Source organism: Arcobacter sp. LA11, assembly GCF_001895145.1.
GTDB lineage: Bacteria > Campylobacterota > Campylobacteria > Campylobacterales > Arcobacteraceae > Halarcobacter.
In genome coordinates this window covers 192,867-205,345 of sequence record NZ_BDIR01000005.1, presented here as the reverse complement: position 1 = coordinate 205,345, position 12,479 = coordinate 192,867, and the positions used below count along the sequence as shown (strand labels likewise).

Below are 12,479 nucleotides of genomic sequence, written 5' to 3'. Positions count from 1 at the left end.
GGTTAATAAAAGTTATTATTTACATACTCTCTATAGTATTTCTGGAGTTTCTTAGTTATTTTCCCAGATTTTCCATTTCCTATAGTAATATTATCTATTTTTATAATAGGAGTTATCTCTCCTGAAGTTCCTGTTAGAAATGCTTCATCAACATCTGATATTTTATTAGTAGTTAGAGGAAACTCTACTACTTTGATATCATTTTCTTTACATAAATCTAGAACAAAATTTCTAGTAACCCCACTTAGGATTCTATTTGTAGCTGCATGAGTATATAAAATATCATCTTTTATAAAACATACATTTGTTGATGTACCTTCCGTAATTACTCCATCGTGTACGAATAGGGCATCAAAAAAACCATCTTCTACAGCTGTTTGTTTTGCTAAACAGTTTGCAATAAGTGAGATACATTTTATATCACATCTTGCCCATCTATTATCAGCAGTAGTACATATTTTTACTCCATTGTTATATGCATCTAAATTGATTTTTTTCTTTGAAAGAAAGGCATATATTCCAGCTTTTGGTTTTTCTTTTTGAAAACCATGATCTCTTGGTGCTACACCTCTTGTTATTTGCATATAATAAAAAAGTTCATCTTCTTTTAAATAATTGTTTTTCTTAAATAAGTTTTTAAAAACTTCTTCTATCTCATCTTTCAAAGAGTATGATATTTTAAGTTCATCTAAACTTCTTTGAAATCTATTTTTATGCTCTTGAAGTTTAAAAATCTTGCCATTGTAGATTCTAAATCCTTCATATACTCCATCTGCAAATAAGTATCCTCTATCATTTACATTTACTTGTGCATCATTTTCTTCTAAATATTTTTCATTTACATAAACAATCATTTTTTTCTCTTTATTATCTATTCTTCTATTGTTTGTTGATTTAATAAAACTATACCTTGTATTTTTCTTAGTATAGTTTTTGATTTATCACTGTTATATAACTCTATTCCTGGTTCAAGTGTTGTTATAACTGTTTTACCTATTATGTTTCTACCACTTTCTCCAAATAAACTTTTTGTTCTAACTCCCCAGACATTATGCATTACCAGAGGTTCATTATTTTTATTACCTACATAAAGCATTATATGCCCTCTAAGATAAATAAGTGTTAAAAAAGGCTTTGCATTTTTTCGTATAAACTCTTTTTTTTCTTTATCTTCTAGTTTTGAAAGATCAATATATTTATGAAGCTCGGTTTGACTTTTTGAGTTTCTTTTTAAATAAATACCAAAAGGTGTGAAAAAATCTTGCGTAAAGCTTGAACAGTCTCTATGATTGTTTATCCCTCCCCAGCCATATGGTTCACCTATAAACTCTTTTGATATAAGTTCTATGTTTTTTGAATCAAATTTTATTGGTAACTTCTTAATTTTATAATCATCTATATCTACTTTTTTAAACCCATTATTTGTAGCAAGTAGATATTTGTCATCTTTTTTTGTAAAAAATGTTCCAACTTTCATATCTTCTAAAGAAGTTTTATCAAATATTTCAAAACCTTCTTTTACTATTACATAAAGTTCATTACTCATAAATCCATCTTTTAGGTTTTCATCTATTAAAAGAAGATTATCTAGTCTAACCCATCCTAAAACATAATGAGACTCTACAAAAGCCCATGCTTTATCCTTAGAGTAGTGTGATATTAAAACTGGAGTATTTATTTTTACTCTTGAGTTTTGGTTATAGTCAAAAGGGAAACCTTCTCCTGCTTTTGAAGGATTGTAAAACATACGACTACTTGTAGGAAAAACTCTAAAATCACTATTTTTAGTCAAAATTGCTTTTTGTAAAACTTGATTAAAGTTTTCAAAGTTTGAGTTTGAGATTTGTTTATTAAACCAATCTTTTGAAGCTAATAAATGATTCTCTAAATATATTTCTCTTTTAGAATAAATATTCCCCCATGAAGCTTCTTCTTTGGTATATGAGAGTTTGTCTGTATTCCAAACAGAAAAGTAGTTTGATATGAATTTTTCTGTTAAATTATCTTGGTCTAAATTGTAGTTTTTAAGGTCTTTTGTATAAGAAGAAGGGTTTTGTGAATACTTACTTAAGTCTAATACATCCTTGCTTTTGTATGAACAAGCAGTAAAAAAAAGAATGAAAGAATATAACAGTATATGCTTAATAGGAATATATATGTTTGACATTAAATACAACCTCTAAATTTTATTAGAGATTGTATCATTTTAAAAATAGTTATTTATTAAAAGTTGAATTTTCTTTTTAGTTTAAAGAAATAAAGAACAGTTTTATATTGAATAAAAATAAATGGAATCATAAGTATGAAATAAAAGATTGAGTATTTTGTTAATACTTCATTATAAGTTAATCCAAAATTGACAAAAAACATTCCAAATACCATAAATGCAACACCTGGACAAATAAGTGCAAATGATACTGATGATTTTGTATTTTCATCTTCTATATATTTTTCAAAATACCCATTTGTTTTCATAACTTTGTATCCTAAAATACCAAAGATAATCTGAATAGATAATATAACAGAGGTAAGCGTAAATAACGATGATTTACTCATAACTGAATCAAAGTTATGGTCTAATCCAAAAGATACTCTAACCATCATAATCCCAAGAAGTGTTAAGATAGGAATAATTATCCAAAGTGATGGTGAAGCTTCTAATGCAACTCCTTGTTCAAACATGTTTTTAAATCCCATAGTTATTTTGATTATTAATAAAAGCATAGCAAACGAACCAAAGAATAGGGCACCAAATATTCCAATTGCATTAATTGTTAAATTATGACTCATCGCTCCTGGTGCTGCAAATCCCACAGCAATCATAGATAAAGCAAAAATTGAAATCATTTGAGAAAGATTATTGTTTTTTGTAAAATCAAAATCTCCAGTTGTTAATAGTCTTGAAAAATATTCAAAAGTTATCTTAAGTGCAAAATACCCAGCAACTAGAAAACCTAGAAGTGCAAATGGAAACATATATTCAACTATACTCCAAAGATTTGGAACAAACACAGCTCCTAATACAAAACATACATTAATAGTCATTGCATATGTAAGAGGTATAGTCATAAGTGTAATCTCTGCATTTGAATTTACTAATGTTTTATAAGCCTCTGTTTTTTTGTACATATTAAACTGTTTTGTATTCCAAATAAGTAGTTTAAAATGAAAAAAAGCGAAAGCAATAATAAAAACTAATGAAAAAGCAATAACAAAAGAAAGCCATGTTCCTTTCATAAGCTCAGGAAATATGTGATTAAATGTTGCCATAGGTGTACCTTTATGAGGTACAAGAAACATTAGGTACATAAAAAATGAAACAGAAAGCCCACCAGCACCCAATGAAGACAAGAAACACATAGGATTAAATTTTTCTCGTAATATCATGAATATCCTTAAATAAGTTTGTTCTAAAGCGCAATGATATATAAGTTTTTATTAAAATTTGATAAAATAATAAAATAAGTTAAACTTATAATAAAAGATAATGAAAATATATATTTAACTCCTTTATAGTTTTTTATTGATACTATTTCATATGTATAAAATTTCTGTAGATAAAGACCTTTTCAAAGACATTCAATTTAAAAAAACTCATATTCTTGAAAAAGAGACTTCTAAGTATTGGCAAAAAGAGTTACTAGAGCCAAAAATAATTGATGATAAAATTAAATATAGTATTAAACAGGTTGATAAACTGATTATTACAAATGGTTTAGGAGAAGACAAACCTCAATTAACTATAGAGTGTGACAAGATTGATTATTCTGCAAAAAAAGATATATTCGAATTTTATTTAGGAAAAATATTAGAACAAAAAAATACAGATTTAGAAGATAACTATAAAGATACTTTGATTGAAGAACTTTTAAGAGAGAAAGCTCAATTAGAAGATACTATGAATCGTGATCATTTAACAGGTGTTTACAATAGAAGAAAAATGGAAAATGATTTAGATATGTTTATAAATCAAAATAATTCATCAATACTAAGTGCAATATTTGTTGATGCAGATAGGTTTAAAGGTATTAATGATAATTTTGGACATGATGCCGGAGATAGAACACTTGTTTATTTAGGTCAAAAGCTACAAAAACATGCAAAAATATTAAATGGTGAAGTATATAGGTATGGAGGAGAAGAGTTTATCATACTTTGCTTTATTCCTAAAAATGAAATTATTGATAAATTGGATGAATTAAGAAAAGATATTAAATCACAAAGAATTTATCATAGTACTAGAGATATCTCTATTACTGTAAGTATGGGAGTCTCTTTTTATTCTGAATGCTCTACTAAAGATGATATGATTAAAAAAGCAGATGATGGGGTTTATAAAGCTAAAAACAATGGACGAGATAGAATTGAGTTTGGTTAACTAGAAGTAAAAACTTTACTTCTAGTTATAGAAAGTTATTTAGCAATTTTATTTGCCATAGCTTCGATGTCAGCGTCACTTAGACCTTTAACTTGAACAGTCATTAAACCTTTCATAGCTCCACCATAAGAGCCATCTTGGTAACCTTTCATAGCTGCAATAAATTCAGCTTTAGTCATATCTTTAAGAACTTTAGACTTACTCATTGCAGCTTTTTCACCATTGGCACCGTGACAGTTTACACATTTTGCATACGGGTCTGCAAAAAGAGTACATGCAAATATTGCAGTCAAACATAGAATTTTTTTCATAGCATATCCTTTTTTGAAATAATAATATTAGTATTATATATAAAGAATACTTTAAGAATTTGTAAATGAATATTTATTTATGATTAAGAGTATAAAAATTATTAGTTGTTTTGTTTCTTTTGATTGTATTTTAGATTATTTAGAAAAAAAGAAGTACCAGAAGTGCTAGCACTTCTGGTTAGTATAATTATTTTGCGATTTGGTTAGCAATAGCTTCGATATCAGCGTCAGAAAGTCCTACAGATTGACCTTTCATAAGACCTTTCATTGGACCACCATATGAACCATCTTTATAACCTTTCATAGCAGCAATAAATTCAGCTTTAGTCATATCTTTGATAACTTTAGATTTACCTAGAGCAACTTTTTCACCATTTGCACCATGACAACCAACACATTTTTGGTATGGGTTTGCAAATGCAACACATGCTAAGATAGATGTAAGTAATAAAACTTTTTTCATTAAGAATCCTTTAAATTTTTGTATTAAAAATATATTTTAATACATTTCATCTTTTAATAGTATTATTGAATTGTATAATAAACGTGGAATGTTAATAAGTGTAGCGTTTAGTAAAGGTATTTGGGATAATAACTAGAAGTTTACCTTCTAGTTATTTATAATTATTTTGCGATTTGGTTAGCAATAGCTTCGATATCAGCGTCAGAAAGTCCTGCAGATTGACCTTTCATAAGACCTTTCATTGGACCACCATATGAACCATCTTTATAACCTTTCATAGCAGCAATAAATTCAGCTTTAGTCATATCTTTGATAACTTTAGATTTACCTAGAGCAACTTTTTCACCATTTGCACCATGACAACCAACACATTTTTGGTATGGGTTTGCAAATGCAACACATGCTAAGATTGACGTAAGAAGTAGTACTTTTTTCATTTTTGTTTCCTTTTATATTTTATATTAGAAATTATAATTAAAAAAAATGTGAAAAAAATAGATTTAGGTCAAGAAAATGGGTTTTTTTGATTTTTTTATACAGTACTTTTTTAAGTACTGTATAAAATTAGTCTAGAGAATCTAATAGTTCGTTTTTAAGTTCTTCTTTATTGATTTTGTTTTTATCACTAGGGATTAAAGGCAGAGATTTTTTATAAATAATTTTACTTGGAATCATATATGAAGCAAGATGTTTTTTAAGCTCAAATGTAATTTCTTTTGGTGCAAGTTCACTTCTTGAAGAGTAGACCATAACAATTTCTTCTTCAATTTCTTCATTCTCTATAGAGAAAACTGCACATTGTTCAATTAAAGGTAAGTTTTTTGCCACCACTGATTCTATTTCATAAGGACTTACTCTAAATCCTCTTGTTTTTATCATATTATCATGTCTTGATACAAAATAGAAATAACCTTCTTCATCTTTATATACATAGTCACCAGTTGCTACAACAACTTCGTCTCTTAACTGACCTTCAATATTTATTGCATTTTTTAAAATATCAATTGATTTAAATCTTTGAGCAGTTTCTACAGGTGCATTCCAAAAACCTTTATAAATATATCCACCTCTGTGAATAAGTTCTCCTATTTCTCTAGGAGCACACTCTTTTCCATCTTCATTGATAACATATAATTCAACATCTGGAATAGCTTTACCAATTGATTCTGGTCTAATCCAAATCTGTGATGGTTCAAGATATGTTGATCTAAATGCTTCAGTTAATCCATGCATAGAGTAGAATTTTGCGTCAGGGAAGAATTTATCTAGATCTTTTAACATTTTTCCTGTTACATTTCCTCCTGATGAAGTAATAACTCTAACATTTGAAAGCAATTCTACACTTGGTAATCTATGTTCATCTTCATCAAACATTGAAGCAATGTTTACTGGCATTAAAGCAACAACTGTTACTTCATCATTTATTAAGTGATTGAAAAAATCTCCAGCTAGGATAAATCTATGAAGGGCTATTGTTGCTCTTTTATATAAAGAACAAAAGATTTGATTTAATCCATAGTCAAGATTAAAAATTAGAGTTCCAGAAAGAACATCATCTTCTTTTAAATCTAAATATTGAGAAACAACTCTAGCACTATCAATTAGGTTTCTATGTGAGATTACAATACCTTTTGGTTGACCTGTAATTCCAAATGAGTAAGTAATAACTGCATTGTCATGTCCATTTACCGTATGAGAGAATGGTTTATTGTAGTATTTATAAATTTCTTCAAACGAAGGAATATCTTTATGTGCTGTTTCATATGAAAGAATATGCCCATCAAAGTTAATCTCTTCTATAGATTCAAGTTTTAATTTATCAGTAATAATACATCTAATATCACAATCATTTATTATATATTCTACTTGCTCAGATTTAAGTAGTTTTGTAAGTGGCACAAGTACATAATCAGTAGATAATATAGCTAATATGGCTATAACTTGGTCTATACCCTTATTTGAGTATATACCAATTCTACTTCCTTTTGGTAAATCTAACTCTTTTAGATAAAAGGCAACTTGATTAACTTTTACTAACAAGTCTTCATAAGTAATATTTTTTTCATTATATTTAATTGCAATCTTTTCAGAGTGTGAAACTGCTGCTTCTTCAATCAAATTTCTAATACAGTTAATTGACATCTTATTTCCTTTTATCTTTTTAATTTTTTTCTGGATTCATACCAAGAGTCCAGATATCGTAGTTATTGTCCATTACGATAGTTGGGTTATGGGCTGAATTTAGTATTTTTTTATAGAAGAAAGAAACAATATCCTCTATCTCTTCTTGTTTTAAAACTTTTGTTATACCACCTGTAAATACCAAAGAGTTTAATGCATTTAGTTTTAAGTTTACGTAAGCTTTTCTATAAGTAGATACTTTACAAAGTACTAAGAATATCGCAAGTTGCATAAGTATTCTAGTTGCTTTTTCTCCTGATTCATCAAAGATATTTTCTGTAACTTTTAGATGAGCTAATAATTCATAAACAAATTCATTGTTTTTTGCTGCAAAGATTAGTGATTCTTTTGATTTATAAACACCAAGTTTTTTAAATACTAGTCTATCATATTCGTTCTCTGTAACCATATTTTCATCAACTAAATCTTTAGAATAGTGAATATCAGTTGTAGCACCACCAATATCTATCAAAATATATGGATTAGCAACTTTAAATTTACTATCTATTAAAGGAAGAGTTTTATTTACAATATATGGTGTAGAGTATATTTGGTTTGAAGTGATATCATATAAGTGTTTGATATCTTCTTTCCCCATAATATCTGCTTGATATAGATTTGTTAAATACTCTTTTAAATTCTCTTCTTCAACATGAAGTTTATTTGTAATAATATTTGGTAAAGTTACAAGGTTTTCAATATTTTCTTTTAAGTATGGAGCTTCTTTTTCACTTCCTACATAAACAATATTTGAATAATTGATTTTTTCTAAATAATCAAAAAGCTTTTTATCAAAAATACTTGAAACAGAATCAATACCACCTACAACTATAACTACATCAATTAAGTCACTAGGAATAGAAGTCTGTTCTATCTCTTTGTATAAAACAGTATCAATAATATTAATCCCAGAGTTAAAAGCAATATTTGTTGCATATTTAAGTGAAAAAGAGTTTGTAATCCCAATAATTAGCGTACTTAATCCACCATTCGCAGAAGAACAAACATGAACATCATCTTTGTGGTAGTTATGAATAATATCACCACACTTGTATGTTAAGTCATCAAATATATCTTTGTTGAAGTCTCGAAAGTGCTGTTGTACTCCATGAACTGTACAAACTTTAAAGTAAGTACTTCCTACGTCTATTAATAGTTTGTTATTTATACTTTTACTCATTGCATAATTCCTATATCATGAATAATATCATTTACAATAGATGTTGTATCTTTTGTTAAATCACATTGTGCTTTTTCATATTCAAAACATCTATCAGGAATTGGAACTTTTCCTCTTTTTATGATTCTAATATTTTTCTTAGCATCTCTGATTGTAATCATTTCATTGTTGTTAATAATATGCGGTGAAAATGGTACATCAATCGTTCCATTTTTAATACTATTAAATACTTTTCTCCATAGAGTATCTGCACTATCATTGAATACAGCTTCCATGATAGCCATTACTTCAGCAGTAAGATTTTCTTCTTCCTCTTTATCTACAATATTTGGAAGACCCTTTAATATTCTTAGAGTATATTGTGTATTTGCAACTGTTTCTGCATTTGCTTCTTTAGTTGGAATTCCTGCTGCTTCTTGGTTAGTTTTTGTAATAATTTTATCAGCCCCAACCATAGTAGCTATAACTGTACTCATATTTATAAGTTGTGATGCAAAGTTTGGATCCATAGGAAATGCACCCATCCATTGATGGTATACAAGGTGAATATCTGCATCATCTACACCAATTTGATTTGAGTAGTATTTTGCCATTTTTCTAATAACTGCACCCATTACAATATCTTGGTTCATAGAACCTGTTTGAGAAAATGACACAGAGAATGATTTAACACCTTCTTCAAGTGAAAGTAACATTTCAAGAAGTTGGATTACAATAGTAATACATGGTGGCACTAATGTAGCTGTTAGTGGTCCAAATGATTCTCTATTGATTGGTTCATTTAGTTTTGAGTAGTTTGCACAAACTCTTTCTACATATTTCCAGTATAAAAATGCTTTATCTAGTGGAAAGTTTTTAGAATATGGAAGAAGGTATGTAATAGGACCTCCTTCAATTTCAAAGATTCCAGATGCAATAGCAGTTTCAATAAGAAGTCTTGCATCAGGTGTTCCATGTCTTAAAGATATTGGTCTATCAAAATGCGTCATCATTTTTCTAGCTGTTCTATATCCATGGTTAATAAGTGGAAAACCATTTAACATATCAACTTCATTTTCTTCTGATAATCTTAGCATCTTTTTTGCAGTTGCATAGTCATTTAATCTTGTATTTGAATCAATAGTACATGGTAAAACATCAACATCAGCATCTACGAAAAACTCGTAAAGTGCAAACATCTTGTTGTATGTAGGGAAACCACCTCTTGGTTGTACAAGCATTTTATTTTTTGTTTTAAAATTATGAGAAATAAATAGATTTTTTGAAGCATTTTTTACAAACTCTTCTACTTCTGCAAAATCAAAGTTATCTACATATTCATTGTTTAATATAATATTTCGTTCTTCTTGTAGTAAACTCATTAAGTATTTCTCTCTTTCATAAACTCTTCAAGTGCATCAAGACCTGTGTTTAAATCTACTTGATGGAATACTAAATCAAATCCATAGTTTTTAAATCTTGGAACAATATCATCAGCTGTTCCAGAACCTACTACCAAGTTTCCACCAATCATAAATACTACATCATCTAATAGATTTCCGTATTTTGATTTTAAAATTTTTACTTCTCGACACCAACCTTCTGCTTCACCGTTAAGTGATGAGATTAATAATATATCTGCATTAGTCTCTATTACTGCATCAACAAACTCTTCAAGATAAGTATTAACGCCTAAGTTAAAAACTTCGAATCCTCTTGCTTGCAGTGAAAGATCAATAAGTCGGTTTGCTACAACGTGTATATCGTTACCTACAACGCCAGTTACTACTTTCATTTAATTACCTATTGTATTTTATTGTTTTATTAAGGGCAAATAGTGTAGCTAAAATTTAGTTAGAGGTTTATTAGGAGGGTAAAAAGTGTGTTTTTTTAATAAAGCCTCTATCTTTAGTACTTGTAAAGAATAGACACTTTATTTATGATTTTCTATATAGAGTCGTTAATAATGTCAATAATTGTTTCTTGAACTTCTTGCGCCATATCTGTTAAGTCAGGGTTTAAATCGTCTATTAATTGAACTATAGAGTTCAAAGCAACAGTTGTTTGTCCTTTATCATCATATACTGATATTTTACAAGGCATGATACAAGACAGTGATATATCGTATGATAAAATCTCATTTGCAATCTTTGGACTACATATGTCTAAAATTTTACATTCAGTTGTAAAATTTATTCCTTTTTCTCTCATTTTCTCTGGAGGATTGTGAATGTGTTGTAAACCAAAACCATAATTTGGTAATACTTTTTGTACTTCTTCGATAAATTCATTAACACTTTTATTTGTTTCAAATGTCTGTTTCACTTTAATTCCTATAATATATAATTTTTGTGATTCTATTATTCTCGTTCTTAAAATGTGATTAATATACAGATAACTGTGATTTAGCCTTTATTTTATCTTCCAAATGTTTTTGTGTTCGTTTTATAGCTGTATCTATTAGTTTCAAATCATCAGGCTTATTACATAATTCCCTTGCTTCTATATAATAATCTTTTGCTTTTTTTAATTGATTGTTTGCTTCATATGTAAGAGCAAGATTATAAAAAACTTCGTAACTATTATACTCTAGTATTTCATTTAACCTATACAGTTTTCTTTGGGATATATCTATATTTCCATTGTCTAATAACTCTACTATATTTTCAAACTCTTTTTTATCTATTTGTTTATAAAAAGAGTTGTTTTCATCAAGTTTTTCTATAATAGTTATGTTCTGAAAAATATAATGTGGAGAGATGTCTTTTATAATATCTTGGGCAATTAGTTTAGACAGTTGTGAGTTTATTTGATATTCATTTCTATTTGTGTTAAATCTATTATAATAGTATGGATAGTAATAGTGTCTATTGTTAAAACATTTGTTTTTACTAGTTGTTTTTGTATAGATTTTTGAAAATATAACTTCTTCATCATAATTTAAAACTTGAACTTTTGTTCTTACTTTATAGTCTCTATTTTCACAAGGTATTTTTCTTGTTCTATATTTTCTACATATATTAGTTTTTTTACCATCTTTATATTTATACTTCCAACATCTTGAATAATCAGTATCTGTGTTGTAATAAATATCATAATATACAGATGACTCTAACACTTCCCCTGTAACAATAGCATCTATATCTTGGTAGTTAGTTTGAAGATTAAATACTCTTCTTCCATCTACTGTCATGTTAACTAGTTTTTCTTCTAAGTGGTTAACTTGATTTATTCTATCATTTTGGAAGTCTTCTAGAATGATATTATATATTTTTTTGTCATGCATAAGTGAAGGTTGTAGCGATTTTACGGTTAGATGTTTTGAAGTACAAGATGAAAAAAGAAGTGTAATATTTATATAAAATATAATCTTAAAAAAATAGTTCATTGTATATCCTTGTTTGATTATACTATTTTACTATTTATTTGTAGAAAAAAAGTGAGAGATAAGAGTATCTTAATTATATTTTGAGATAATATACAGAATAAAAATGAAGGATAAACTTATGGATTTTTTTACTGCTGATATTTGTGATGAACACCCAGATAAAACTCATGTGTTAGATAATGAATTTACAAACTATGGCGCAAAAGAGAAAGTATGTGGAACAGTAGTTACTGTGAAGCTTGATAGAAATAATAGTGAACTAATAAAAGTGCTAAGAGATGAAGATGGTACTGGAAAGATTGTTGTTGTAGATGTAGAAGATGAGTACTTTGCCGTTGTAGGTGAAAACCTTATGAAGTTTGCACATGGTAATAACTATGAGGGTATTATAGTAAATGGATATATTAGAGATACTTTTCAAATAAAAAAAATATCTGTAGCTTTATTTGCAAGGGGTACTTGTAGTAGAAAATATATTCCTGTTACAGAAGGTCAAAGAGGAATTGAGCTTTCATTTTGTGGTGTACAGTTCAATGATGGTGATTATGTATATGCAGATACGGATGGAATCATTTTAACAAAAGAGAAAATTGTGTAGT

Annotated in this window: 14 protein-coding genes; 2 read left to right on the top strand and 12 right to left on the bottom strand. The window is 27.9% G+C overall.

Annotation, left to right across the window (positions count from 1 at the left end; translation table 11 throughout):
- Positions 1 to 2: 2 nt before the first annotated feature.
- Genes dat through BT997_RS06965 form a run of 3 tightly spaced genes read right to left on the bottom strand, consistent with a single transcriptional unit; the run spans position 3 to position 3,387 of the window.
- Positions 3 to 854 (bottom strand): D-amino-acid transaminase, encoded by an 852-nt coding sequence (gene dat, locus BT997_RS06975; protein WP_083568532.1) that lies wholly within the window; start codon positions 852 to 854, stop codon positions 3 to 5.
- A 17-nt stretch (positions 855 to 871) separates the two neighbouring features.
- Positions 872 to 2,167: an SH3 domain-containing protein gene (locus BT997_RS06970; protein ID WP_072680729.1), complete on the bottom strand. Its 1,296-nt coding sequence runs from the start codon at positions 2,165 to 2,167 to the stop codon at positions 872 to 874.
- 56 nt (positions 2,168 to 2,223) lie between these two features.
- A complete protein-coding gene (locus tag BT997_RS06965) occupies positions 2,224 to 3,387 on the bottom strand; it encodes a hypothetical protein (RefSeq protein WP_072680728.1) in 1,164 nt (387 codons plus the stop codon).
- Between the two features lie 136 nt (positions 3,388 to 3,523).
- Here BT997_RS06965 and BT997_RS06960 point away from each other — a divergent pair, with 136 nt between their 5' ends.
- Positions 3,524 to 4,378, top strand: coding sequence for a GGDEF domain-containing protein (locus BT997_RS06960; protein WP_174247207.1), 855 nt, complete (start codon positions 3,524 to 3,526; stop codon positions 4,376 to 4,378).
- A 35-nt stretch (positions 4,379 to 4,413) separates the two neighbouring features.
- On the opposite strand, the gene BT997_RS06955 is transcribed toward BT997_RS06960, so the two are convergent.
- The 9 genes from BT997_RS06955 to BT997_RS06915 form a co-directional block, all read right to left on the bottom strand.
- The gene (locus tag BT997_RS06955) at positions 4,414 to 4,689 is read right to left on the bottom strand and encodes a c-type cytochrome (RefSeq protein WP_072680726.1); all 276 of its coding nucleotides are present in this window, start codon (positions 4,687 to 4,689) and stop codon (positions 4,414 to 4,416) included.
- Positions 4,690 to 4,876: 187 nt separating this feature from the next.
- Positions 4,877 to 5,152 (bottom strand): c-type cytochrome, encoded by a 276-nt coding sequence (locus tag BT997_RS06950; RefSeq protein WP_072680725.1) that lies wholly within the window; start codon positions 5,150 to 5,152, stop codon positions 4,877 to 4,879.
- Positions 5,153 to 5,313: 161 nt separating this feature from the next.
- Positions 5,314 to 5,589, bottom strand: a complete 276-nt coding sequence (locus tag BT997_RS06945; protein ID WP_072680724.1) for a c-type cytochrome — start codon at positions 5,587 to 5,589, stop codon at positions 5,314 to 5,316.
- A 127-nt stretch (positions 5,590 to 5,716) separates the two neighbouring features.
- Positions 5,717 to 7,294, bottom strand: coding sequence for an AMP-binding protein (locus BT997_RS06940; RefSeq protein ID WP_072680723.1), 1,578 nt, complete (start codon positions 7,292 to 7,294; stop codon positions 5,717 to 5,719).
- A 19-nt stretch (positions 7,295 to 7,313) separates the two neighbouring features.
- Positions 7,314 to 8,513 (bottom strand): glutamate mutase L, encoded by a 1,200-nt coding sequence (locus BT997_RS06935; protein WP_072680722.1) that lies wholly within the window; start codon positions 8,511 to 8,513, stop codon positions 7,314 to 7,316.
- The gene (locus tag BT997_RS06930) at positions 8,510 to 9,874 is read right to left on the bottom strand and encodes a methylaspartate mutase (RefSeq protein ID WP_072680721.1); all 1,365 of its coding nucleotides are present in this window, start codon (positions 9,872 to 9,874) and stop codon (positions 8,510 to 8,512) included. Before BT997_RS06930 ends, BT997_RS06935 begins: the two co-directional genes overlap by 4 nt.
- Complete coding sequence (gene glmS, locus BT997_RS06925) at positions 9,874 to 10,287, bottom strand: methylaspartate mutase subunit S (RefSeq protein ID WP_072680720.1); 414 nt, start codon at positions 10,285 to 10,287, stop codon at positions 9,874 to 9,876. Before glmS ends, BT997_RS06930 begins: the two co-directional genes overlap by 1 nt.
- A 152-nt stretch (positions 10,288 to 10,439) precedes the next feature.
- Positions 10,440 to 10,817, bottom strand: a complete 378-nt coding sequence (locus tag BT997_RS06920) for a DUF302 domain-containing protein (protein WP_072680719.1) — start codon at positions 10,815 to 10,817, stop codon at positions 10,440 to 10,442.
- Between the two features lie 58 nt (positions 10,818 to 10,875).
- Positions 10,876 to 11,880: a tetratricopeptide repeat protein gene (locus BT997_RS06915; RefSeq protein ID WP_072680718.1), complete on the bottom strand. Its 1,005-nt coding sequence runs from the start codon at positions 11,878 to 11,880 to the stop codon at positions 10,876 to 10,878.
- A 118-nt stretch (positions 11,881 to 11,998) separates the two neighbouring features.
- On the opposite strand from BT997_RS06915, the gene BT997_RS06910 reads away from it, so the two are divergent.
- Positions 11,999 to 12,478 carry an RraA family protein gene (locus tag BT997_RS06910; protein WP_072680717.1) on the top strand — a complete coding sequence of 160 codons (480 nt, stop codon included), beginning with the start codon at positions 11,999 to 12,001 and terminating at the stop codon, positions 12,476 to 12,478.
- Position 12,479: the final 1 nt, after the last annotated feature.

What these genes read in the sequence shown, in the direction of transcription:
- dat (WP_083568532.1), bottom strand. Translation starts at nt 854, where the DNA reads ATGATTGTTTATGTAAATGAAAAATATTTAGAAGAAAATGATGCACAA.
- BT997_RS06970 (WP_072680729.1), bottom strand. Translation starts at nt 2,167, where the DNA reads ATGTCAAACATATATATTCCTATTAAGCATATACTGTTATATTCTTTC.
- BT997_RS06965 (WP_072680728.1), bottom strand. Translation starts at nt 3,387, where the DNA reads ATGATATTACGAGAAAAATTTAATCCTATGTGTTTCTTGTCTTCATTG.
- BT997_RS06955 (WP_072680726.1), bottom strand. Translation starts at nt 4,689, where the DNA reads ATGAAAAAAATTCTATGTTTGACTGCAATATTTGCATGTACTCTTTTT.
- BT997_RS06950 (WP_072680725.1), bottom strand. Translation starts at nt 5,152, where the DNA reads ATGAAAAAAGTTTTATTACTTACATCTATCTTAGCATGTGTTGCATTT.
- BT997_RS06945 (WP_072680724.1), bottom strand. Translation starts at nt 5,589, where the DNA reads ATGAAAAAAGTACTACTTCTTACGTCAATCTTAGCATGTGTTGCATTT.
- BT997_RS06940 (WP_072680723.1), bottom strand. Translation starts at nt 7,294, where the DNA reads ATGTCAATTAACTGTATTAGAAATTTGATTGAAGAAGCAGCAGTTTCA.
- BT997_RS06935 (WP_072680722.1), bottom strand. Translation starts at nt 8,513, where the DNA reads ATGAGTAAAAGTATAAATAACAAACTATTAATAGACGTAGGAAGTACT.
- BT997_RS06930 (WP_072680721.1), bottom strand. Translation starts at nt 9,874, where the DNA reads ATGAGTTTACTACAAGAAGAACGAAATATTATATTAAACAATGAATAT.
- glmS (WP_072680720.1), bottom strand. Translation starts at nt 10,287, where the DNA reads ATGAAAGTAGTAACTGGCGTTGTAGGTAACGATATACACGTTGTAGCA.
- BT997_RS06915 (WP_072680718.1), bottom strand. Translation starts at nt 11,880, where the DNA reads ATGAACTATTTTTTTAAGATTATATTTTATATAAATATTACACTTCTT.
- BT997_RS06910 (WP_072680717.1), top strand. Translation starts at nt 11,999, where the DNA reads ATGGATTTTTTTACTGCTGATATTTGTGATGAACACCCAGATAAAACT.